Annotated in this window: 21 protein-coding genes; 15 read left to right on the forward strand and 6 right to left on the reverse strand. The window is 57.0% G+C overall.

The features are described 5' to 3' along the window. Positions 1-4 precede the first annotated feature (4 nt). Complete coding sequence (locus ACZ5GQ_RS07465; RefSeq protein ID WP_498856516.1) at positions 5-1213, forward strand: amidase; 1209 nt, start codon at positions 5-7, stop codon at positions 1211-1213. 71 nt (positions 1214-1284) lie between these two features. On the opposite strand, the gene ACZ5GQ_RS07470 is transcribed toward ACZ5GQ_RS07465, so the two are convergent. Then, the gene (locus ACZ5GQ_RS07470; protein WP_498856517.1) at positions 1285-2574 is read right to left on the reverse strand and encodes an ABC transporter substrate-binding protein; all 1290 of its coding nucleotides are present in this window, start codon (positions 2572-2574) and stop codon (positions 1285-1287) included. Positions 2575-2843: 269 nt separating this feature from the next. Here ACZ5GQ_RS07470 and ACZ5GQ_RS07475 point away from each other — a divergent pair, with 269 nt between their 5' ends. Further along, the gene (locus ACZ5GQ_RS07475; RefSeq protein WP_498856518.1) at positions 2844-3734 is read left to right on the forward strand and encodes a branched-chain amino acid ABC transporter permease; all 891 of its coding nucleotides are present in this window, start codon (positions 2844-2846) and stop codon (positions 3732-3734) included. Then, positions 3724-4674, forward strand: coding sequence for a branched-chain amino acid ABC transporter permease (locus ACZ5GQ_RS07480; protein ID WP_498856519.1), 951 nt, complete (start codon positions 3724-3726; stop codon positions 4672-4674). The genes ACZ5GQ_RS07475 and ACZ5GQ_RS07480 overlap by 11 nt, the downstream gene beginning before the upstream one ends. Before the next feature lie 2 nt (positions 4675-4676). Here the strand turns inward: ACZ5GQ_RS07480 and ACZ5GQ_RS07485 are convergent, their stop codons facing one another. Next, on the reverse strand, positions 4677-5381 hold the full coding sequence (locus ACZ5GQ_RS07485; RefSeq protein ID WP_498856520.1) for an ABC transporter ATP-binding protein: 705 nt from the start codon (positions 5379-5381) through the stop codon (positions 4677-4679). Further along, positions 5368-6090, reverse strand: a complete 723-nt coding sequence (locus ACZ5GQ_RS07490) for an ABC transporter ATP-binding protein (RefSeq protein ID WP_498856521.1) — start codon at positions 6088-6090, stop codon at positions 5368-5370. Before ACZ5GQ_RS07490 ends, ACZ5GQ_RS07485 begins: the two co-directional genes overlap by 14 nt. Before the next feature lie 170 nt (positions 6091-6260). Here ACZ5GQ_RS07490 and ACZ5GQ_RS07495 point away from each other — a divergent pair, with 170 nt between their 5' ends. The 6 genes from ACZ5GQ_RS07495 to ACZ5GQ_RS07520 all read left to right on the forward strand — a co-directional run bounded on the left by ACZ5GQ_RS07495 (position 6261) and on the right by ACZ5GQ_RS07520 (position 15019). Beyond that, positions 6261-7211 (forward strand): isoaspartyl peptidase/L-asparaginase, encoded by a 951-nt coding sequence (locus tag ACZ5GQ_RS07495; protein ID WP_498856522.1) that lies wholly within the window; start codon positions 6261-6263, stop codon positions 7209-7211. A 184-nt stretch (positions 7212-7395) separates the two neighbouring features. After that, a complete protein-coding gene (locus ACZ5GQ_RS07500; RefSeq protein WP_498856523.1) occupies positions 7396-10269 on the forward strand; it encodes an ABC transporter substrate-binding protein in 2874 nt (957 codons plus the stop codon). Positions 10270-10342: 73 nt separating this feature from the next. After that, positions 10343-11434 carry an ABC transporter permease gene (locus ACZ5GQ_RS07505; RefSeq protein ID WP_498856524.1) on the forward strand — a complete coding sequence of 364 codons (1092 nt, stop codon included), beginning with the start codon at positions 10343-10345 and terminating at the stop codon, positions 11432-11434. Further along, complete coding sequence (locus ACZ5GQ_RS07510; protein WP_498856525.1) at positions 11431-12393, forward strand: ABC transporter permease; 963 nt, start codon at positions 11431-11433, stop codon at positions 12391-12393. Before ACZ5GQ_RS07505 ends, ACZ5GQ_RS07510 begins: the two co-directional genes overlap by 4 nt. Further along, positions 12390-13754 (forward strand): ABC transporter ATP-binding protein, encoded by a 1365-nt coding sequence (locus tag ACZ5GQ_RS07515; protein ID WP_498856526.1) that lies wholly within the window; start codon positions 12390-12392, stop codon positions 13752-13754. Before ACZ5GQ_RS07510 ends, ACZ5GQ_RS07515 begins: the two co-directional genes overlap by 4 nt. Next, entirely contained in the window at positions 13751-15019 is a 1269-nt protein-coding gene (locus tag ACZ5GQ_RS07520) for an ABC transporter ATP-binding protein (RefSeq protein WP_498856527.1), read from the forward strand. Before ACZ5GQ_RS07515 ends, ACZ5GQ_RS07520 begins: the two co-directional genes overlap by 4 nt. Before the next feature lie 213 nt (positions 15020-15232). Here ACZ5GQ_RS07520 and ACZ5GQ_RS07525 read toward each other — a convergent pair whose 3' ends face one another. Next, positions 15233-16327 carry an ATP-NAD kinase family protein gene (locus ACZ5GQ_RS07525; RefSeq protein WP_498856528.1) on the reverse strand — a complete coding sequence of 365 codons (1095 nt, stop codon included), beginning with the start codon at positions 16325-16327 and terminating at the stop codon, positions 15233-15235. A 64-nt stretch (positions 16328-16391) separates the two neighbouring features. On the opposite strand from ACZ5GQ_RS07525, the gene ACZ5GQ_RS07530 reads away from it, so the two are divergent. Genes ACZ5GQ_RS07530 through ACZ5GQ_RS07545 form a run of 4 tightly spaced genes read left to right on the forward strand, consistent with a single transcriptional unit; the run spans position 16392 to position 20127 of the window. Further along, entirely contained in the window at positions 16392-18119 is a 1728-nt protein-coding gene (locus ACZ5GQ_RS07530) for a hypothetical protein (protein WP_498856529.1), read from the forward strand. A gap of 52 nt (positions 18120-18171) precedes the next feature. Continuing rightward, positions 18172-18855 (forward strand): nucleotidyltransferase domain-containing protein, encoded by a 684-nt coding sequence (locus tag ACZ5GQ_RS07535; RefSeq protein WP_498856530.1) that lies wholly within the window; start codon positions 18172-18174, stop codon positions 18853-18855. Positions 18856-18895: 40 nt separating this feature from the next. Further along, the gene (gene ribH, locus ACZ5GQ_RS07540) at positions 18896-19363 is read left to right on the forward strand and encodes a 6,7-dimethyl-8-ribityllumazine synthase (protein WP_498856531.1); all 468 of its coding nucleotides are present in this window, start codon (positions 18896-18898) and stop codon (positions 19361-19363) included. A 2-nt stretch (positions 19364-19365) separates the two neighbouring features. Beyond that, positions 19366-20127 (forward strand): GTP cyclohydrolase IIa, encoded by a 762-nt coding sequence (locus ACZ5GQ_RS07545; RefSeq protein ID WP_498856532.1) that lies wholly within the window; start codon positions 19366-19368, stop codon positions 20125-20127. On the opposite strand, the gene ACZ5GQ_RS07550 is transcribed toward ACZ5GQ_RS07545, so the two are convergent. Both ACZ5GQ_RS07550 and ACZ5GQ_RS07555 read right to left on the reverse strand, forming a co-directional pair. Beyond that, positions 20117-20581 carry a hypothetical protein gene (locus ACZ5GQ_RS07550; protein WP_498856533.1) on the reverse strand — a complete coding sequence of 155 codons (465 nt, stop codon included), beginning with the start codon at positions 20579-20581 and terminating at the stop codon, positions 20117-20119. The two genes, ACZ5GQ_RS07545 and ACZ5GQ_RS07550, sit on opposite strands and share 11 nt — an antisense overlap. Positions 20582-20593: 12 nt before the next feature. Next, on the reverse strand, positions 20594-21094 hold the full coding sequence (locus ACZ5GQ_RS07555; protein ID WP_498856534.1) for a DUF2299 domain-containing protein: 501 nt from the start codon (positions 21092-21094) through the stop codon (positions 20594-20596). A gap of 73 nt (positions 21095-21167) precedes the next feature. On the opposite strand from ACZ5GQ_RS07555, the gene mtnA reads away from it, so the two are divergent. Beyond that, positions 21168-22268, forward strand: coding sequence for an S-methyl-5-thioribose-1-phosphate isomerase (mtnA, locus tag ACZ5GQ_RS07560; protein ID WP_498856535.1), 1101 nt, complete (start codon positions 21168-21170; stop codon positions 22266-22268). Between the two features lie 57 nt (positions 22269-22325). Then, on the forward strand, positions 22326-23615 hold the full coding sequence (locus ACZ5GQ_RS07565) for an NADP-dependent isocitrate dehydrogenase (protein ID WP_498856536.1): 1290 nt from the start codon (positions 22326-22328) through the stop codon (positions 23613-23615). Positions 23616-23618 lie beyond the last annotated feature (3 nt).

Below are 23618 nucleotides of genomic sequence, written 5' to 3' on the forward strand. Positions count from 1 at the left end.
ACAGGTGCAAGGCTTGGAGGTCAGCGAGTCCCTCGAGAAGGCCGCCAGGCTTGCCGACATAAATGCCGTGGTCACGATAAACGATAAGGCAGAGGTCGAGGCAAAAGCGGTGGTCAGAAGGGGCCTAACCCCAGTCCCAATAGTAATAAAGGACATAGTTTACACCAAGGGCCTTAGGACAACCATGGGCTCAAGGGTGTTTAAGGACTACGTGCCCAAGGAGGACGCGGCGGTGGTCGAGAGACTGCGCAGGGCGGGCTTTGTAGTTATAGGCAAAGGCAACACGCATGAGTTCGCCTCAGGGGCAACCACGACGTCGTCCGTCTTTGGGCCCACCAGGAACCCCCTTGACAGGGACAGGATAGCTGGCGGGAGCAGCGGAGGCAGCGCCGCCGCGGTGGCCGCCGGCATAGTCGAGGTCGCCATAGGCACTGATACTGCCGGCTCCGTGAGGATCCCGGCCTCCCTTTGCGGGGTCTTCGGCTTCAGGCCCACCTCGGGCTCAACGCCTAAGGCTGGGGTCTTCCCGCTCTCGCCCACCTTTGACGAGGTTGGTGTCATAGCGTCAAACCTTGAGCTGCTCCGGAGGGCCCTTCAGGCAATAATGATCAGGGGGAGGAGGAAGGTCAGGCCTCTCCAGGGGCGGCCCAGGCTTGCCGTGCCAAGGGGGCTTATCGTGGCTGACAGGGAGGTCGCCAGGGCCTTCTGGGACCTGGCCACGAGGCTGAACGCCGTCGAGGTTGACCTCCCTATAGCAAGGGCCAGGGGCAGGGAGTCGTTTACTGTGATAAGGCTTTCCGAGGCCTCCAGCGTTCACCTGCCCTTCAGGGACAGGTGGCAGGAGTACTTCCCGGACGTCAGAAGACTCCTCGAGAAGGGGCTGGAGTTCAAAGCCACTGACTACGCCACCGCGCTGGAGGTCATGAGGAGAGTCAAGGATGAGTTCATGTCAGTCATGAGGAACTTTGATGCAATGATATTGCCATCAACTGCTGTACCGGCGCCGCGGATAGACGAGGTTATAGGCAATGAGGACGGACCTATCAGGGACCTGCTGACTGGCGACTCGTGGCTCGCCCCCTTTGTTGGTGCGCCAGCGATCTCAGTGCCTATGTTTAAGGTTGGGGGGCTGCCCGTGGGACTTCAGCTTATAGGGAAGCCTGGAGAGGACCTGGAGCTCATAGGGCTGGCCGAACGCCTGTTGAGTCTCTAAAAATAAAATAAATAAAAAAGGAAATAATAAAAGGCTCAGGAACCTTAGCAGGGGGCTTATCATCTATAATTTCATGGACAGGGCTCCGGGTAGACGGCTGTGGCATTGGCGTACTCGGACGGGTAGAGCAGGTTAACAGTGGTCGTCCCGTTGGGCCACACGAAGACCTGGGCAGGTATTGGGTTCTCACCTACCTGCATCCCGTTTGAGGTCACGTTGAATATGCCATCTATTGTCATCACCTTGCCGCTTATGTCGTTAAGCACCGCCTGCTTGAGCGCCGCCTGGCTAAGGGTCCCAGCGTCCTGTATGGCCAGCTGGATTATGAGGCCTGCGTTGAAGCCGGCTATTGCCAGGAAGTTGGGCGGCGTGTGGGTGAAGTTCACCCACATGCTCTCGAACTGCGGCAGCGTGGGCCCAAACCACTGGAGGCCCAGCTTCGACGCCATCTGCGGCGTGTACTCCACTATGGGCGGGTAGGCGAGGGTGAAGGTGCCGTTAACAGCAGTTGGCTCACTGCTGACAAATATTGGGAGCAGCTGTCCTGGGAAGTTGGTCAACACGAGCGGGAAGCAGGCGTGCGAGGCCTCCACCTGCGAGAGGAAGGCCTCATCGTTGGTCGGGTAGCCAAGCTCAAGCACGGCCTGCGGGTGTAGGCTCTCAACAGCTGCTATCAGGCTAGTGTACTGTGACGTTGATGTGGCCACGCTCGTGTTATAGACGACCTTGATGCCATAGTTGCTTAGGCCAGGGGCCAGGAAGTAGGACTGGTAGGCGTTGAAGTCGTTATCGTCATATATTACTGCAACGTTATGGATGCCTAGCATGTGCAGGAACCCTGGGACGTAGAGCACGAAGTACGGCGAGACTGGCAGGCTTGTCAGTATTATGTAATTGTTGTTAGTGAAGAACTTGAACGAGCTGCCGGTCACGTCCCAGAGAAGCACGTGGCTGGCGTTTGTGAAGCTCACGGCTGGGGCCGTCATCACTGAGCCGAAGTCTGCCACGAGTATGTCAACGTGGTAGGTGTTGACCAGGGTCTCGTAGTCGCTCTCAGCCGTCGAGGGGTTGCTGGCGGCGTTGAGGGCGATTACCTTGACCGTGAGGTTCCTGCCGTACTGCTTAACGTATATGCCCCCGTGGCTGTTGACCCAGTCCGCCCAGAGCTCAAGGCCCTCGTACTCAGGCATTGATGATGACGCGAACTCGCCGCTGGAGTCGTAAACCACTCCAATAGTTATGTACTTAACTGACGGCTTCCTAGTTGCCACGTACGCGTAGTATCCCCCCACGGCAACTATTATGACCACCACTACAATAATGACCGCCAGAATCGTGGTCGATATGCTCTTACGGGCCATACTCAAAACCCCTACCACCTCGCTCCTAGATTACCTATTATGTCGTGTGACTACAGTTGAGTTATCAGAGTATTAATTTATTATTATGATTGCTGATCATTATTCCTAAAAGTTTTCCAGGGATTATCTCTCGGTAAAGCGACTGCAAGGCGTTCAAACAGCTGCGCGAGCTCATTGACCGGGCTCCCGAGTGGGTTTCGCATTGCTGGCCTTGAAGTTAACTTTTAAGTCCAGGCGTGTATACCACGTTGATCAGAGGCTGTAGCAGGTTGAACGTTGGCCCACTTATAGGGTACGCTCTAGTGGTCGGCCTTCTAGAGGGCCTCTACTTCGCGTTTATGGCACTGGGCCTGAACCTAGTCTTCGGCGTAGTTAGGATGGTCAACATAGCTCACGGGGATCTGATAGTTATGGGCGGCTACCTGGCCTTCGTGCTCTTCTCTGCGTTCAGGCTTAACAGCCTCGGCTCCATGGTGATGGCGTTCCTGCTGTTCTTTGTTGTAGGCATAGCCCTCTACTACGTTCTTGTGCCAAAGCTCCAGGGCAGCTCGGATCCTGAGATGTTCTCGTTCATAGCCTTCTTCGGCATCTCCATGTTCATAGAGGCCATAGCGACCCTGATATTTGGTGAGTACCCGCTCAGCCTACCCTTCTCAGCACTGTTAGGGGGATCCGTTGAGTTCATGGGCCACGGCATACCCAAGGCCTTTATAGTGATGGCAGGCATCTCAGCGGCGGTGCTCGCACTCACCTACTACTACCTTGAGACGACAGGCCTTGGCAGGGCCACCAGGGCTATGATGCAGAACCCCGAGCAGTCGGCCGCCCTAGGCGTGAACTCGAAGCTTGTGGCGCTCTTCGCCTTTGCCTATGGCATAGCCCTGGCTGGCGCGGCCGGAGCCTTCACCCCGTACGTGTTTGGCAACATCTACGCTGCCGCAGGGACTCAGATAACAGCTATAGCCTTCACGATAGTCATCATAGGGGCCCTGGGGAACCCCCTCAGCACCGTCATAGGGGGGCTCATATTCGGCGTCTTCTATCAAGTGCTTGAGGTCTTCGTGCCGTCGCTCGCTTATGCAGTAGTGTTCATAGCGCTGCTTGCAATAATCGTGGCGAAGCCGGGAGGCCTGCTGGGAGGTGAGCAGCGTGAGGTCTGAGCTAAGGAACCCCGTGGGCTTCGGCAAGAGGGAGGCAAGGGAGCTGGCCATACTTGCAGCAGTCTTGGCAGTCATATTCCTGGCTGGCCCGCTGGCCTACAGGAACCAGTTCTTCTTCCTCAGCATGATGATATACATGATATTGGCCTTCGGAATAAACATGATATACGGGTTCACGGGCTACCTCCCCTTCGGCTACACGGTGTTCTACGGCCTTGGAGCCTACGGCGTCTACATAGGCCTGGTCCTCGGCCTTCACCCCGCCCTGGCCTTCCTTTTCAGCATAGCCATCTCAATGGCCGTCGCCGCAGTTCTTCTGCCCCTGTTCAGGCTCAGGTCCCACTACTTTGCCATAGCCACCCTGGCAGCCCTGCTGGCAGTCAACTACCTCGTGGCCTCCTCGGAGCTGGCAAGGTGGACGGGAGGCGGCAAGGGCGCGTCGCTGGTGACCATCTATGACCCTAACCTGACGTACTACGTGACCTTTGCGTTCCTCCTGATATTCCTGGCCGTGACTTCTCTGGTCAAGTACAGCCGCTATGGGCTAGCCCTCAGGGCCATAAGGGGCAGCGTGCTCACAGCATCAATGGACGGCATTAACGTGCCCCTCATAAGGGGCCTGGCGTGGATGATAAGCGCTCTCATGGCTGCTGTCGCTGGAGCCATGTACGGCTGGTACGTCTCGTTCTTCTACCCTGATATATTCAGCGTCGCCACCGACGTCTACGTGATAACCTACGCTATATTCGGCGGCGCGGGGAGCCTCACGGGGCCCATACTGGGCTCCATAATACTGAGCAGCGTCTACCAGTTCATAGGCATCTACTACACGGAATACCTTAACATAGTGTTCGGCATTCTGCTGGTGCTGCTGATACTCTTCATGCCGAGAGGCCTAGTGGATTTGCTTAACAGAAAGGCGCACCTGAGGCTGCCCTAGCCTTAGGTCACCTGGAAGAAGGTCCTTCTGACGTCCTCCAGCTTTCCTATTTCCTCGGCCTTCCCGAACAGCTTGACCCTGCCCATTTCCATAACCATTACATAGTCGGCCACTGATATAAATGAGGGGTTCTGCTCCGCAAGAAGTATAGTTATCCCCAGCGACTTAAGCAGCTTCACGTAGCCCACCACCTTGGACACCATCAAGGGGGAGAGGCCCGTTGACGGTTCGTCAAGGAGCAGAACCTTTGGCTTGGATACCATAGCCATGGCCATGGCGAGCATCTTCCTCTGACCCCCTGAGAGCGAGGCGGCCCTGAAGGAGAGAAACTTTGACAGCTCAGGGAAGTACTTAACAGCCTCTTGAATGACCCTGCTGTCGCTGGTCCTTGCGGCCAGCTTTATGTTGTCTGAGACTGTCATGTCGGGGAAAATAGGGTTATCGGTTATCATGATTAGCCCCATCCTGGCCCTCTGGAAGGACGGCGTACGGGTGATGTCCTTTCCTTCAAAGATTATGTTACCCTTTATGGCCGGCAGTATGCCCGCTATAGTCTTGAGCGTCGTGGTCTTCCCGGCCCCGTTAAGTCCAAGTATTAGAGTGGTAGTTCCACTCTCAAGTGAGATGCTGAGGTCCCTGACGACCACTAGCTTTCCATAGCCCGCCCAGAGGCCCTTGACCTCAAGTATAGGTTTACTCGACTGCACCCTTCTCACCCAGGTAGATCTTTATGACCTCCTCGTTGTTAGCTATGTCGTCGTAGGTCCCCTCGGCGACCTTCTTGCCCTCGTTCATCACTACAACCCAGTCTGCTACAGATTTGACCATCTTCATTATGTGACCTATGTAGAGAACTCCAACCCCCTGCTTGGCCACGGCCCTTATCTTTGAGGCCAGGCCCTCAAGCTCGTCAACGCTCAGGCCGGCCCCTATCTCGTCAATGAGCAGGTATCTGGGCCTGGCCGCCAGGGCCCTAGCGAAGTCTAGGAGCTTCTGCTGCTCGGCGTTGAGCTCCGAGGCCAGCCTCTCGGCCATGTTATAGATGCCTACGTACTTAAGCGCCTCTACGGCAGCGCTCATCGCCTCCTCTCCCTCAAGGCCTGCAGCGTAGATTGACGACACTAGGGCATTCTCCAGCACCGTGAGGTTTGGGTATGGCTTAGGTATCTGGTAGGTCCTGGCAATGCCCAGCCTGGCCCTTCTATATGAGGGCAACTTAACTATACACCTGCCGTCAAGCCTTATCCTCCCCTCGTCTGGGGCCAGGGCCCCAGTCACCAGGTTAACGAAGGTGGTCTTGCCTGCGCCGTTGGGGCCTATGAGGGCCTTCACCTCGCCCCTCTCTATGCTCAGGCTGAAGTGGTCAACTGCGACTAGCTTGCCAAAGCTTTTCACCAGCGACTCCGCCTCTAACAACTTCCCTTCCCCGCGCCTTATGTAGGGTTTCTGGTAGGAAAGAAATATACGTAACCTCGACCCAGGTACTGATTGTTTTGCCCTTAAGGGCCTTTACGAGAAGCCCACAGTTACGTCCAAAGCTCTAAACTTAAAGTCCTAGAGGGCACAGGCCTACAAGGAGGCAAGCCATGAGCATCGCTGAGAGGCCCATCAGGCTCTCAAGGCCCGCCCTGGTTGTTCACGGCGGCGCTGGCGCGTGGAAAAACGCCGACGTAGAGGCGGTTAGCAGAGCAGTAAGGGAGTCCCTGGAGAGGGGCCTTGAGGCCTCAAGGAGCGGGAGCAGTGTTGAGATGGTAGTCGAGGCCGTGGCCTCCATGGAGGACTCTGGCGTCTTTGACGCTGGGGTGGGCTCTGTGCTTGACCTAAGGGGCCACGTAACCATGGACGCCGCTGTGATGAGAGGCTATGACCTGAGGGCTGGCGCTGTGGCAGCCGTAACATATCCGAAGAACCCAATAAGGCTGGCAAAGGCAGTCATGGAGAGGACGCCCCACGTAATGATAGTGGGCAGCTGGGCTGACGAGCTTGCTAAGAGGCTGGGCCTTGAGCCCTTCCCAGGGCCTAGCAGGAGGTCGCTGGAGAGGTGGAGGCAGCTCAGGGAGAGCGGCGGAGGCGATGACGAGCTTGTAAGGAGGTGGCTTGAGATGGCCAGGGCCGTGGGCCTTGACACTGTGGGGGCCGTCGCCGTCGACTCTGACGGAACGCTGGCGGCGGCTGTGAGCACCGGGGGCGTAATAATGAAGTTCCCTGGCAGGGTCGGGGACTCCCCCATAGTTGGCGCTGGTCTTTACGCCGACAGGCTCTCAGCTTTTGCCGCAACTGGCATAGGTGAGTACATCATGTCTCTGGGCCTCAGCATCAGGGCCTCGCTGGCCTACGCCCAGAGCAGGGACGTCACGCAGGCGGTGGAGACCCAGATAAAGCTCATAACAGAAACCTTCGGCCCTGGCACGGCGGGCCTCATAGGAATAGACTTTATGGGCAATGCGTGGGGAAGTGCAAACACCAACGCCATGCCGTGGGGAGTGGCTGACGGTAAAAGGCTCCTAGTACTTGGCCTGCCCGAGAGCCACCGCTAGCATGTTTTGAAATTGTTAGAAAGATGCAAGCCTGCGAAGCCAAGTACAACTAAACAAAAACAATATTATAAAAAGTAAAGCATGTTTTTGAAACGTACACATATTAGTGGGTCCCTTTCTGATAGGATAAACCTTAAATATTCCCATTGAGAGGAATCTCCCAGTGCCAGAAAGTGGTGATTTTATGAAAGGTAGGCATAGCATAGGTTCAAAAGGCAGAAGGTCCCTGTCGACAGCAGCCCTTGCGGCGATAATTATTGTAATAGTAGTGATAGTAGCCATAGGCGGGTACTATGCCTACGTATCTACAAGGCACCATGTAACGACAACCTCCCCTACTACGCCGATTACTACAATCACCACGAGCACTACAAGCACTACTACAACTACGACAACCTCCATATCACCTTCCTACAGCATGTCACCAGCAGCCCTCAGCTCCTACTCAACCACCGCTGGCTCCCCCATATCGATAACTATATCAACGTTTACACCGTCGGCTGGCAGCTACGTGCTCATATACACGGGCAACGGATCAGTGATTAACACCACCAACTCTTATGCATCACTCTACTATGCTTACCCAGGCCACTACCTGGTGTACTACGCCATCTACAGGAACGGCCAGCTTGTGGGGAGCTCCCAGGGCAACCTGCTCGAGGTCCTCGTCACGCCGCCTCAGTTCAACGAGAGCTATGCCCAGCTCATAACGGTGCCGGTCATAACCCTCGTTAGCCCAACCACCCCAGTCGTCAGCGTTGGTCAGCCGGTCAACCTCTCAGCGGGCTTCCTGCAGCCGCCGTCCGGGACAAACATGACCATAGAGGAGTACGTCTGGAACCTGGGCAACGGGACCACAATAACCATACCTTCAGTTAACGGCACGGGCTACGCGGAGCAGGTGTGGCTGACCGGCTCAGGTAACACGACCTACCTGGAGCCAAAGGAGAAGTACATAAGTGTGAGCTACAGCTCTCCAGGTCTTTACGCCGTGTCGCTTACGATAGTAACTGAGAACATAACCACCAAGGCCACGTATAAGTACACCGCATACTACACTATAGCTGTCAGCTCCACCAGCGCGCCGTTCTCGATCTTCAGCCCGCTTGTAAGCGTGCCCAACCCAGGCACCATCGTGGTTGCAGAGAACGTGCCAGGAGGTCCCTTCAGCTTCGACCCAGACATAGACTATGAGAGCGTCGGCTTTGAAGTTATAGCTAACGTCTATGGAACGCTCATACAGTACTTCGGCGCCAACACTACGAAGTTCATACCAATGCTCGCCGAGTATGTGCCCACTGTTGGTCACGGCATTAACTCTAACTACACAGAGTACACCTTCCAGCTCAGGCCTGGCCTTAGGGCCGCCAACGGCGACCCGATAACAGCGTACGACGTCTGGTACAGCGTGATAAGGGACATGCTCTGCGCCGGCGGAACGCCCGGCACGCCGGGCTGGATACTCACCCAGTACCTCATACCGAACTACACGCCCTTCACCTTCGTCGTCACGTCGCCCAACGACACCCAGGGGGCCGAGGAGATCATAAACGCTGTCAGCTACAACAACGAGACCGACACTGTCACGTTCCACCTGGCACAGCCAACATCGCCTGAGGCATTCTTCACAGCAATAGCAGACCCGCTTGGAGGAGGAGTCCTTGACGCGAAGTGGCTCGAGGAGGTGGGGGACGGCATAAACTTCACAGGCCTCTACGACCACAACATGACCCAGCTGGCGGAGGCCTTCTACAGCTACGAGCAGACTTGCAGCGAGGGCAGCTACAACACGGCGGTGCAGTGGCCCTCAGGGCGGTCCGCCGGCTTCACGGGGCCCTACTACATAGCTGTCTACACGCCGGGCCAGAGCGTGGTGCTCAAGCCTAACCCCTACTGGCCTGACAACATAACCTACTTCCCCAGGCCAAACGATACCGTGGTTATAGAGTGGGTCAAGGACCCGACGACCGCCTATGAGCTCTTCGCCTCCGGCCAGGCGGACATAGTGACAGGACTGCCCAGCAGCTTCATACCGAGCCTCGAGTCCCTTGAGTCCAAGGGCCAGGCTGAGCTCTACGAGTTCCCAACTCTTAGCGAGTTCTTCTTTGTGTTCGTCAATAATGTGAGCCAGTCAGCGCTTCACCAGCTCAACCCCGCGTACCACATACCCAGCTGGTACTTCGCCAACCCCCTGGTCAGGGAGGCCTTCGCCTACGCCTTCAACTACACTGAGTACATAAACGACATAGTTGGGAACGTGAAGTACCACTTCAACTTCGGCAGCCCCTACTGCGGCGTGCTCATACCTGGGCTGAACTATTACTTCCCACCGTCCCAGCTCACCGGCTGCCCCACGTTCAACCTGACGTACGCCAAGGAGCTGCTCGAGGAGAGCGGGTTCTATAACATAAGCGTCTACTTCCCGATAGTAATATCAAGCGGCGACACGACGGACTACACGGCGGCCCAGATGTGGGCCGCGGCCCTCCACAACATAGACCCGAACATAAACGCCGTGCCCATATACCTGCCATTCTCAACTATAATAAGCGACGAGATACCTGGCCAGAACCCAATGCCAATATACTACCTGGGCTGGATAGCTGACTACCCGCTGGCCTCAGACTTCATAAATGCCATGTACGAGCAGGGAGGAACCTACCCAAGCCCTGACGGGTGGACGGTGCAGTACTTTGAGAACCTCAGCGCCTACTTCAACCAGTCAAAGATTAGCTACCCAGGCCTGAGCCCGAGCGTCGAGCCCGAGATAGGCAAGTGGCTCTGGCAGGAGGCCATGGAGTACCAGGAGCTTAACAATATAATCACCAAGGCCGACGCCGCTGAGCTTGCCAACAACGTGACTGCGGCCTCCACCTACTACAAGCAGGCCGAGGACCTGGCCATAGAGCTCTACATGTACGTATACACCATACAGCCCAACGAGTACTGGGTCATCAAGCCTTACATGCACGGCTATATGGGCATGATATCATGGGAAGAGAACCCAATGGTTGGAGGCTCCGGCGACAGCTGGTACTTCTGGTGGGTTAAAGGTTAGCCGGCAGATTTTCAAATAATAACCTTAATATTTTATTGATTTTTCACGCCCTAACGCTTTTTAGGTTCCACTTTTGTTCTCCGTATGCCGTGGAGGGTGGTTTAAAATAAAGCTCTGGCAGTACATAATTAAGAGAATTCTCTACTATATACCCACGCTAATAGGGCTCACAGTATTAGTCTTCGCTTTAATACACGTCGGCGGAGTCACGAAGCTCCTAGCCATGTACATAAATCCGAGGCTCACGGGGCCCGCCAGGCAGCAGCAGATACAGATGCTAATAGAGAAGTTCCACCTCAACCAGCCCCTCTATGTCCAGTACTTCTACTGGCTTGACGCGGTGCTCCACGGCAACCTTGGCTACACGACCACGAGCTTCTTCAGCGGCCCCGTGACCCAGGCCATAGAGATATTCTTCCCTAACACTGCGATGCTGGCAATAGTTGCGGGCATACTTACGTGGCTGATGGGGATACCCCTGGGCACCTGGTCTGCAGTCAGGAGGGACAAGCCAGATGACATAGCTATAAGGGTTCTCTCCTACGGGCTTTACGGCATGCCTATCTACCTGATAGCCTTCGCCCTGATAATCATATTCGGGGTTTACCTCAAGGTGCTACCCATTTCAGGCACTGTCAACACTGCCCTCCTAGCTGGAGTCAGCTGGTACCGCGACGGCACCTCCTATCCTACCCACATAATACTGATAGACGCGATAATACACAAGGACTGGCCTGTTGCACTAAGCGCGTTTGAGCACCTGCTGCTGCCAGCCTTCACTCTGGCGCTAGCCGTCATGGCCGGCGTCATAAACATACTTAGGGCCTCAATGCTGGAGGTGCTTGACCAGGACTACGTTAAGTTTGCCAGATCCAAGGGGCTGCCAGAGAAGGTGGTTATAAACAAGCACGCCAGGCCAACTGCCATGTTCCCAGTATACACTAACTTCGCCTACACAGTGGCTGGCATGTTAAGCGGCGTAGTTGTTGTTGAGGATGTCTTTAATTACCCTGGCATAGGCTACTGGCTCACCCTGGCCATGGAGGAGAACGACATGGGGGGGATAATGGCTGGAACCCTGCTCTTCGGCCTGATATTCATAACCGTCAGCCTCGTGCTTGACATAGTGTTTGCGCTCAAGGACCCGAGGGTGAGGCTAGGATGAACGCGCCCACAGCGGTGGCGGCTGTCGCAGCCGTTGCCCTCTTAGCGTCTCTCGTTGCACTTGCCAGAGGGCGGAGGTCCATCTCAATCCTGACGCCAGAGAGAAAGCTCTCGCTTCAGGTGTTCTTCTCAAACAAGCCCGCCGTCGCCGGCCTTATAATAGTACTGGCCTACGTGGTTGACGCCCTACTAGTGCAGTTCGCGCCGTGGATGCTTGGCCTCAGGCACCCCTACGCGCTGGTGCCTAACTATGCTAACCCGATACCGCAGCCCCCCTCGTGGAGGCACCCCCTAGGTACAACCTACCCAGGCGTCGACCTGCTCAGGGCCGTTATAAAGTCAATAAGAGTTGACCTGGCGCTCTCCGTGGCCGTCGTGCTCCCAGGGGCCTCCATTGGTATAGTTATTGGCATACTGGCCACTTACCTGGGCGGCATAGTTGACGATGTGCTCATGAGGCTCACAGACATATTCTTCAGCATCCCCTACCTGGTCCTGGCAGTTGCCGTGGGCTACGTGCTCGGCAGGGACCTGAAGAGCCTCCTAATAGCTCTCATAGTCGTGTGGTGGCCGCTCTACGCTAGGTACACGAGGAGCGTCACGCTCCAGGTGAAGGAGATGACGTTCATAGAGGCCGCCAGGGCTGCTGGGGCCAGCAACGTGAAGATAATGTTTAGGCACATACTCCCCAACGCCCTGCCCCCGGTTCTGGTGCAGATGTCAATGGACCTTGGAACTATAATGCTTACCATATCGACGCTGGCCTTCATAGGGTTCCTGCCCGTCTCCAACTTCCCAGAGCTGGGCTACCTCACCACGCTTGGCATACAGTACCTCACCACGGCCCCCTGGACTGTCATAGTGCCCGGCTCCTTCATTGTAATATTTGCCGTTGCAGTTTATTTGATGGGAATGGGCCTCATGGATGTGATTAACCCAAGGAGGAGGAGCTCACTATGAGCGAGAGGGACAGGACCCCAATAGTTATTGTCAGAAACCTCAGGCTGGCGTACTACACGAGGAGAGGCATCTACAAGGCGCTGAACGGAGTTGACCTAGAGATCTACAGGGGCGAGGTGCTTGGAGTGGCGGGCGAGAGCGGCTGCGGCAAGAGCACCCTTGGCCTCACAATAATGGGCCTTATACCAAGGAACGCCGCAGTGACCGAGGGCCAGGTCCTTGTGGACGGCTTTGACGTAGTCGCGCCTCTCAGGGAGTACTTCAAGAGGGCGAAGAAGTTCAGGGCTGACAAAAATGAGGACGTGCTCAAGAAGCTTCACAAGAATATGATGAGCATAAGGGGCACCAAAATATCAATGGTGTTTCAGGAGCCCATGACGACACTTAACCCCGTGCTGCCGGTGGGCTACCAGATAGCTGAGGTCGTGCTTCAGCACAACCCTGCACTCCTGGCCAAGAGGAGGCTTGCGAGGGCTAGGGCTACGAAGGACGACGTCAAGACTATACTGGGCTACCTTAAATCTAACGACTACGACAACCTGAGGGAGTTCGTCAAGGCAAAGGGCCTTGAGGGCCTCGATGACCAGGCAATAGCCATCTGGAGGAGGAAGGACCTGCACGACATAGTCAAGGAGCTCAGGATCCTTAACCTCTGTTGCCAGAAGATCAGCCCGCTGCTGGCGAAGCCCCTGGAGGACGTGGCCAGAACAAATAGGATACCTAAGACGCCGATAATTTCTTCAATGGTAAGGAGGGAGCTCGTCAAGGAAGGCTACATCAAGGCGGCCGAGTTCCTGGGCCTGCTTGGCATGCCTGAGCCCGAGAAGGTAGTCAAGATGTACCCGCACGAGCTCAGCGGAGGCATGAGACAGAGAGTGGTCATAGCGACTGCCATGATTAATAGCCCTGAGCTGGTGATACTTGACGAGCCCACGAGCGCCCTGGACGTAACCATACAGGCCCAGATACTGGAGCTCCTCAGGGAGCTGAAGGAAGACATAGGCTCAGCGTTCATGTTCATATCGCACGACCTGAGCGTGCTGTACCAGGTCTCGGACAGGATTGCCATAATGTATGCGGGGAAAGTGGTCGAGGTGGGCCCCAAGGAGGCAGTGTTCAAGGAACCTAAGCACCCCTACACGCAGATGCTCCTCGAGGCCGTGCCCACGATAGAGCCGCACGAGCTCAAGGGCATAAAGGGCGAGGTGCCCGACCTCAGGAACCCGCCGAGCGGGTGCATGTTCCACCCGAGGTGCCCCTTTGCCATGCCCGTGTGCAAGTCCAGGGAGCCCCCGACGGTTGACCTTGGCAACGGGCATAGAGTCGCCTGCTGGCTCTACGCTGGAGGTGAGAAGCAGTGATAATAGCTGGAAGGAACCTTAAGATGTACTTCCCTGTTAAGGGCGTCAGAGGGGCCTACGTAAGGGCCGTTGACGACGTCAGCATTGAAGTCAAGGAGGGAGAGATAGTAGGCCTTGTGGGCGAGAGCGGCAGCGGCAAGAGCACCCTGGGGAGGCTGTTGATAAGGCTCCTTGAGCCCACGGCGGGTGACGTCCTGTTCAAGGTGCCTGACAATGAGCTTGAAAACTACGACGCCGCCCTCGAAAGGAATGACCTTGAGTCGGCGAAGAAGATAGCGTCTAAGTACTCTATCCTTAGGCTAAGGGGCTCCGCCCTCAAGCAGTTCCGCAGGGAAGTCGGCATAGTGTTCCAGGACCCCTACTCGTCGCTTGACCCAAGGCTAAGGATAGCAGATATCATAGCCGAACCCATGATAGAGACGGGCTTCGCCAGCAGGGACAAGGCAATGTCAAGGGTCTACGACCTCCTAGAGGAGGTACAGCTTCCCAGGGAGTTCGCTGACAGGTACCCGCACGAGCTCAGCGGGGGCCAGAGGCAGAGGGTGGCCATAGCCAGGGGCATAGCGACTAACCCCAAGTTCGTCGTGCTTGACGAGCCCACGAGCGCCCTGGACGTCTCGGTCCAAGCGGAGATACTTGAGCTGCTGAAGGACCTCAGAGAGAAGTACAACATGGCCATGCTCCTCATAACTCACAACATCTCCGTGGTCTCATACATGGCAGACAGGATATACGTCATGTACGCTGGCAAGCTAATGGAGAAGGGCCCCAAGTCAGCGGTGATAAAGAGCCCCGCCCACCCGTACACGCAGGCTCTGATCTCCTCGGTGCCCCAGGTGGGCAAGCTGATGCAGAGGGTTGTGCTTAAAGGTGACGTGCCCAGCCTTGTCAGCCCTCCCAAGGGGTGCAGGTTCCACGAGAGGTGCCCAGTAGCGATTGCCACCTGCGGGTGGACCTCTGACGAGGTGGCTGAGGCCCTCATAAGGCTCTCCGAGGCCAGGTACTCAGAGCTAAGCGGCAGGCTTTCAATAAAGGTAATAGATGAGCTCACCCTGGCAGTCAGCGGCATATCCTCGGGTGAGCTGAAGTCCATAATAGACAACGAGTCAGAGGAGGTCAGGGCCCTTAAGTCTATAGAGTCGGTCAAGGAGGAGGGCGGCAGGGTGATCGTAAGGTTAACTAGATACGCTGAGCCCTCAATGAGAGCCGTCTCAGGGGGCCACTACGCTGCATGCCACCTAGTTAGCCCAAGGCCTCAGGCCTGAAGCCTTGAGTTAAACCCCTTTCTCAGGCTGACCCCTTATATATGCTGGGCCAGTAGTAGGAACAGCGGTGGCAGGGGGAGAACCACTAAAGGGCCGCACGCCACGGCCCAAGGGCCCCAAGCCCTTAGGCCAAGGCGCCACGGCCCACTGGAACCCTCACGGCCTCTGGCTGTGAGGGCTTCCGATGGTTCTCCCCCTGTCACCTCCTTACCTTTAAACAACCTTTATGACTGCCTCCTCGCCGTACCCAACTATAACCCTCCTGTAGCCCCTGAGCTGCCTGTTGAGCTCCTCATCACCGGTGTCGACGCGGAGCACCCTAAGCTTTGAGAGCTTGTCCTTGGTTGAAACTATTATTATGTTGTCCACTCCAACAGCCCTTAATATCTGGGGGCTCAGCTGCTGATTCCCCCTTCCCAGCAGGAAGCCCTGGCCTCCGAGCGGGGACAGCACCACCTTAACTTTACGGTACGTCCTCAGCAGGTCAAGTATCTGAGACTCGTTAAGGTCCAGGCCAATAGCCTTACCGTTGTAGACGGCGTCCACGCCAAGGAGGGTCTTAGGAACTCCCAGCTCCTCAGCTATGGCAGCCACAGAGGTCCCAGGGCCCAGGAGGTAGAGCGTGTCAGGCTCCATGTTCTCAATCACGTACTTTGCTATGGATTTGAGCTCCTCCGCGTCATGTCTTGAGGAGTCCTTGCCCTCAGTGACGACCTCCGGCGACCCTGGAACCACAGCGTAGCCGTAGAGCTTTACCACAAGCTCGCCCCTCCTGAAGGCCTCCTCATCTATGTCAAGCACCTCAGCCCTAACGGGCTTGGCCTCCCCGCTAAGGAACTTCCTCAGGGCTTCGGCAGCCGCGGCCGGCGTCTCGGCAAAGACGCCGCTGTACATCTTAACTCCGGAGGGCACGCCAAGCACTGGCACCTTGCAGTCAACCGCGCTAATCACGTCCCTGGCGGTGCCATCCCCTCCAACGAAGACTAGTATGTCGATCTGGTTGATCATCGTGGAGGCGCACCTCCTGGTGTCCTCTGCGCTCGTCAGCCTGTCCTCGCTCGCGCATCTAATTACGGTGGGCCTGAGGCCCTCCTCCTTGGCCTCCTCCTCGCCCATAATGCCGTTGGGCGTCACTAGCTCCACGTCGCGATGTAGGTACCTCAGGAACTCCCTAGCACGCGAGGGGGCCACGGGCTTTGAGCCAAGACTTAGGGCCCTCAGGTAGGCGTCCCCGTCAGTCCCCTTCAGGCCCACCCTGCCCCCCATGCCCGCTATCGGGTTAACTATAAGCCCGACCCTGCCCTTCATCTTACTTCACTTTCAGCGAGGGGTGGGGGATGTTCTTTAACCTGCCTCACCTCTGGTGAAGTTAATGGTTAGGAGGTCCCTGAGCGAGGTAATAGGCGCCTTCATAGTACTTGGCGTGGTGCTCCTCGCCGCCATATCGCTCATCAGGATGGGCTCTGAAATAGTGGGCTACTCGGAGAAGGTGTCGTCACAGCTCTTCCAGAGGGCCGCGGAGGAGGCGGCGCCTCCCAGGCTCGAGCTCATGGTGAACGGTTCAAGGCTTTACCTGATGGTGTCCCCTAACTCCCCGCTAAACATATCCTACGCCATAGTGGAGGCCAGCGGCAACGTTTTTATAGAGAGGGTCAACAAGCTAGTCAGCTCATCGGCGGCCATACCACTGCCCGGCAACTACTCCGCCTGCCAGAACGTGAGCGTGTACCTGGTGACCTCAAGTGGGGCCATGTTTGCTTACTCCACGTCCTCAGACCCGCTCATAGCTGAGGAGTGCGGGTGGAACGTCTCCTCTGCCGGAGGAGCCTACCAGACGGCGGGGCCCTCACAGGCATACCTTGGGCCGGACTCCTACCCTGCGGCCCTTGACATGGTCTACATCTCAGGGCTCGACGGGGAGAACTCAACGCTTGAGTACCTGGGGGAGGCCAACCTAACTGTTCGCATGAAGGGCAAGCTGTTCAGTTACATCAATGTTGTCGTCACCTCAGGGGGCAGGAGCTTCAGCGGGACAGTTAGCCCCTCAACTGGTAACTATATGACGTTGCTGGGCTACATCAGCGTCTCTGGACGGAACGTGGCGGTAGCAGCCTATGATATACCGAGCAGGGGCGTAGTTGGCATAGCGGTGGGGGGCCCAGGCGACTTAGTTAACTACACTGGGCAGGTCAGCGTCAGGGGGTTCATCTCCAACCCCTACACCACTATACTCTCTACGGTCCTAGCGTCGCTGGTGGGCTACTCGGGCAACTTCACCTCGAAGTGGTTCATAGGCAACCCTATAATTAACACCACATACTACTACCGCTACAACTCCACAGCCTCCGGCCAAGGCTCAACGCTTGGGCCCATAAACCTCGCCTACTACGTGATGTTCTATCATGACCCTCTGATGCTCTGGCCCACAACAATAAATCTTAGCGCCTCCCTGAGCCTGAAGATCTTCAGCGTCGCGGGGAGCTCCCACGCGAACATAAGCCTTCCGTCGCCAATCTCGTTCTACTCAGTGCCAGTTTACACTAATACCAGCGAGAGGGCCTACTTGGCAGAGGAACTCATGTCGATATACAGGCCGTTCAGGGTATCCTTCCAGACCAAGCTGGGGGAGGCCTCAGAGTACTTCGGCAACGGCACGTTCCTTATACCGAGCAGCTCCATATACGTGGAGTCGCCCGAGTCGTTCATGATGCCGATAACATCTAACTTGACATTTAGCTACACCAACTACGGCAGCTACGTGACCGGCGTCGCCTGGGCTGATGAAGCGTTCTACGTGGAGCCGCTCGCGTACCTGCTTGAGGTTAACGACTCCTCGTACAGTGTGTTCCTGTCGCCCTCCACCTACCGCAGCAGGCCCATAATTGTCAACGGCGTCGCGGAGCCGGGGCCTGTGGTGGCAGTGATACCAGGCGCTAACGTGACCCTACCGTGCCCTGGGCTGCTGTTCCCCGCCCAGGTAGAGGGGCTGCGGGTCTCCCTTGGAGCCCCCCTGAGGGTTGGGCAGTCGCTGCCCCAGCTGCAGCCAGGGCTTTACCTTTATGCGTGCACTGACCAGGAGTACTGGATCGTTTACTCGTGACTAGTTTCAACTAATTATAAGCCTTGGCCTGACACCGTAGGCCAGAGGAGGCTTGATACAGGGGCTAAGGGTAAAGTACGACGCTAGTCGGTGGGAGACGCTAAGGCTGAAGAGGGCCCAGGCCGAGGCGCTGCTCAGGGCCCTGAGCGGGCTCAACGCCTTCGTCTATGGCAGCGTGGCCAGGGGGGACGTGAGGCCGTCAAGTGACGTTGACGTAGTTGTCCTTGATAACGTGTCGCCCTTCATGGTTGAGGTGAAGCTTGAGGCCGCCGGCCTGAGGCCGTACGCTAAGGAGATAGTCCAGGCGACCCCTAACTATGTCCCAAAGGCCTACATATACCTCGACCCTGACCTCAAGGTCACAGTCAGCTTCCCCCTGGGCAGGATGAAGAGGAGGGAGGCGGAGTTCTACTCCTGGGGAGGGAAGCTTGACCTGGAGGGCCTCAGGAAGGGACTGAGGGTGCCAGGAGTTAACAAGGAGCTGAACCTGATAGTGCCCACGGAGGACGGGCACATAGAGTATCCCGTCGCGGGCCACGAAGCGGAGGTGGCGAGGCTGCTGGGGATAAGCCTGGACACCGTCGAGGAGAGGCTCAGGGTACTCAGCAGGAGGAGGGAGATAGGGAGGACTGGCACCTTCCTTAAGGTCGAGGTCCCCCCGGACGAGCCAATAGAGGACGCCGTGAGGAGGATCGCGTGGAGGAACGAGTTCTTCAGGAGGGCCGTGGACCTCTAGGCTTTTATTTTAAAGGGAGCCAGGCAGGTGGGAGCCTGACATGTCGGCGCAGCCCGTGAGGATTGCCCTCGTGGTCTCGGAGTTCAACTATGACATAACTAAGATGATGGAGGAGAAGGCGCTTAGCCACGCCAAGTTCCTTGGGGCTGAGGTGCCTGTGGTGTTTCACGTGCCTGGCTTCTACGACTCCCCGTTCGGCGTAGCCCAAGTGATAAAGCTTGACTACGTTGACGCTGTTGCAGTAATAGGCGCTGTGATTCAGGGACAGACTAAGCACGACGAGCTGATAGCTAACCAGGCTACGAGGGCCCTCGTGGACCTGTCTCTCCAGTATAACAAGCCTGTGACCCTCGGGGTCATAGGTCCAGGGGCTTCCAGGGCCCAGGCCCTTGAGAGGATAGAGGAGTACTCGAGGAGAGCCATAGAGGCCGCCGTGAAGCTGGTAAGGAGGCAGAGAGAAATGTCCGCCCTCAGGTACACCCCAGGCCAGACGCTAGTGGTGGAGTGACCTTGGGCGAGTGCGTTAAGGTAACGCTCGTGGAGCTCGCGAGATACAGGGAGTGGACTGAGCTGCTGGGAAGCGACAGGGAGTGGAGGATACAGGAGGAGCAGTCCAGGATCTACAGCAGGGCGCAGGAGGCGGCCTCCTCAAGGGGGGGCCTTGCGATACCCCTTAGGTACGACTACCTCTTGCTCCTCACCAGCGGGCTCTCTGATGATGACGTGAGGGCCATAGTTGACTCAATAAAGGAGGAGTCGCCCGTTGAGGTCAGGTATTCCACCGCGGCCTCGCGAAGCCCCGCCGCGGCAGTTTCAAGGGCCTTCGCGCTGCTCAGAGGTAACCCTGAGAATCACCAGGAGGACTGCAGTCAGGAGGTCTCTGTGCTGGGCCACGTGGACCTTGACGATGTCACGGGGTTAACGGAGAGGACCGACCCCCTTGAGGCCTTCCACAGGGTTCAGGAGCTGCTCCACTACGTCTCAAGGGAGGCCAGGCTGTACGGCGGCGTGGCCCAATACCTTGGGGGCGACAACATACTTGTAGTAATGCCAGTCGACAGCTATGAGGCCCTAGCCAAGAGGCTCTCCGAGACTGATAGAGTCAAGGTCGGGGTGGGGGTCTCGGTGAAGCCCAGGAGAGCGGCCGAGCTGGCAACAAAGTCGCTTGACTGGATAAGGGGCCACAGGGGAACCGCCTACGTGAAGGTTATGAGCGACCTCAGCGCCCCAGTGACGGCCTCAGGCGACGAGGGAAAGGCGCTCAATACATGATCCCCCTCGTGGCTATCCTGACTGTGCCCCCAGCCCTCCACGAGTAGCCTTGAGGGAACTCCATGGCGCCCTCAAGCTCCCTTATGCCCTCCTCCTCATTCCCGGCCCACAGCTTGGCCCAGGCGGCCAGAATCTTGGAGTCGTCAAGGGCCCTATGGGTGGCGTCACCGGAGACCGTCACGTCTATTCCGACCGACGTAGTGACCCTGGATATGGGCGTCACGGGACCGCACGTGTACATAAGCACGAGCCCTCCATAGACAGTGGCGTACCACAGTGAGAGCTTAACTGAATCCCACCCGGCGGGAGGGCTCCACTGCGAGAACGAGAGATAGACGTCATTTATGGCTTTCTCCACGTCAGGCTCTGCGGCAAATGGCGCGCCCTCAAGGGGGGCAGCCACCTTAAGGCACCTGGAGGACGCCAGGATGGCCGCGGGCCTCACCGTGACCAAGAGCAGGGCACCTCACATGTGGATAACCGTGCTGAAACCGGAGCCCTGGTCCACGTGGGCTACCTCGGCGTTGAAGAAGCTCACTATCAGCGCATACTCGTTAACGAGCACCCTCACGCTCTCGCCTATGGCCGAGGGTCCTATGTCCTCGTCATATATCACCTTGCTGACAACTATGGTGTCCGGCAGGTCAAGCTGTGGCTGGAAGACTATTATGCAGGACGGGCACAGGGACGTGACGTTCACCAGGAGCTGGCTCATGAGCTTTGCCCTGTCTTTCGGCGCCATGGATGACAGCGCCGCCTTATGTTGGTCGGCCACCTTGACGACCATGCTTATCACTAGCCTGTCGGCCCTAGTCTTGGGCTTCTGAACCCCCAACAGGACCCTGAGCGGGGCCTTGACCGTGGCGTTGAGGGCCCACTCAACAGGCGCCCCGGCAGGCACAGGAACCTCCTCAACATCTATCTCCTCGTCCTTGAGCCACCTGGTCACGTCGTCCTTAAGTCCCAAGCTGGACGCCTGATAGCTTCTAACTACACACAGTTATTAACCTTCTCAATGCCGTTAACCTTAGGCGAGAGCCTTGCTGGAGGACCTGCTGTCCAGGCTTGACAAGCTCAGGGAGTTCCTCACCATAAAGCCCCTCTACTACGACCTTAACACTAACGAGTTTGTCTGGATAGACACGAGGCAGCTGCCCTGGAACGAGGTCTACATAAGGACCAAGGACTACAACAGGGTCGCCAAGGCTATAAAGGACATGGAGATAAGGGGCGCGCCGGCCATAGGGGTCACGGCGGCCTTCGGCCTCACGCTGGCTGCGGTGCACTCAAAGGCTAAGAAGGCCGAGGAGCTGATGAATGAAATAAAGGAGGCCTACGGCGTCCTTGCAGCCACCAGGCCCACGGCCTACAACCTTTTCTGGGCCCTCGACAGGGTGTGGAGGTCCGCCCAGAGGGCCTTCGAAGCGGAGAACGACGTCGACGCCATAAGGGAGGCCGTGCTGAGGGAGGCCTTTACCATATATGTTGAGGACGTTGAGAACAACGTTAACATGGGCAGGAACGGGGCCAAGCTTATAGACAACGGAGATAGGATAGTGACGCACTGCAACACGGGTTCCCTGGCGACCGCGGGCTTTGGAACCGCCCTGGGAGTCATAAGGTACGCGTGGCACGAGGGAAAGAGCATTAAGGTCTACGCTGACGAGACCAGGCCCCTGCTCCAGGGAGCCAGGCTGACGGTGTGGGAGCTCAAGAAGGAAGGCATACCGGTAACCCTGATAGTTGACGGCGCCTCGGGCCTGCTCTTCAGGAGGGGCATGGCTGACCTTGCAATAGTCGGCGCTGACAGGATAACGCTCACCGGCCACGTGGCAAACAAGATAGGCACCTACAACCTGGCTCTTGCTGCCAACGCCAACGGCAAGGAGTTCTACGTGGCAGCTCCTACAAGCACCATACAGCCCGTGATGGGCGAGGACTCAATTGTAATTGAGGAGAGGTCGCCCGACGAGGTGAAGACTGTGCTTGGCCGCCTGACCATAACCGTTGAGGACGTGGAGGCCTGGAACCCGGCCTTTGATATAACGCCCCCCGAGCTCGTGTCCGGCATAATAACTGAGAAGGGCGTTGCAAGGAAGCCCTATGAGAAGACCTTAAAGGAAATCTTAGGCCTAACGTAATAAGACTACATTTAACCTTTTTAAAGCCTCGTATGTACCCTCTACCTGGGACCTTTCATGGTCTCTCACCCATGCACTGCAGATGAGGCTAAGCCTCCTTCAGAGGGCCAGCTGGCAAGGTTTGAGAACGGCAAGCTCATAGTGCCTGACAACCTAATAGTTGCTTACTTCAAGGGCGACGGCATAGGGCCTGAGATAGTTGAAAGCGCTAAGAAGGTGCTTGACGCAGCAGTTGACAAGGCCTACGGGGGCACCAGGAGGATAGTCTGGTGGGAGGTGACAGCTGGCGAGGAGGCCCAGAAGGAGTGCGGCTCCCTCCTGCCCGACGGCACGCTTCAGGCCTTCAAGCTGGCTCGCGTCAACCTTAAGGGGCCCCTGACCACGCCCGTTGGAGGCGGCTTCAGGAGCCTCAACGTGACCCTCAGGATGGTGCTTGACCTGTACTCAAACGTCAGGCCAGTCAAGTGGTACGGCCAGCCGACTCCGCACTGCCACCCAGAGAATATAGACTGGGTGATATTTAGGGAGAACACGGAGGACGTCTACGCTGGCATCGAGTGGCCCTTCGACAGCCCCGAGGCCCAGAAGATAAGGGACTTCCTCAAGAAGGAGTTCGGTATAGAGCTGACGCCAGACACAGGCATAGGCATTAAGCCCATATCCAAGTGGAGGACGCAGAGGCACGTCAGGAGGGCCATGGAGTGGGCCATAAGGAACGGCTATAAGCACGTGACTATAATGCACAAGGGCAACATAATGAAGTACACGGAGGGCGCCTTCAGGCAGTGGGCCTACGACCTCATACTCTCAGAGTTCAGGGACTACGTGGTCACCGAGGAGGAGGTTAACACCAAGTACGGCGGCAAGGCGCCGGAGGGCAAGATAATAGTTAATGACAGGATTGCTGACAACATGTTGCAGCAGATAATAACCAGGCCCGGCGAGTACAACGTTATAGTAACCCCCAACCTGAACGGTGACTACATAAGCGACGAGGCCAACGCCCTGGTGGGCGGCATTGGAATGGCTGCGGGACTTGACATGGGCGATGGCATAGCGGTTGCGGAGCCAGTCCACGGCAGCGCCCCCAAGTACGCTGGTAAGAACGTCATAAACCCGACCGCCGAGATACTGAGCGGCATGTACCTGCTCAGCGACTTCGTGGGATGGCCAGAGGTCAAGCTGCTGGTTGAGTACGCAGTCAAGCAGGCGATAGCCCACAAGCAGGTGACCTATGACCTGGCCAGGGAGATGGGAGGGGTAACGCCAATATCGACCACGGAGTACACCGATGTCCTAGTTGACTACATAAGGCACGCGGACCTCAAGGCCCTCAAGGGCCAGTGAAGG

The sequence above is a fragment of the Caldococcus noboribetus genome (assembly GCF_055389385.1).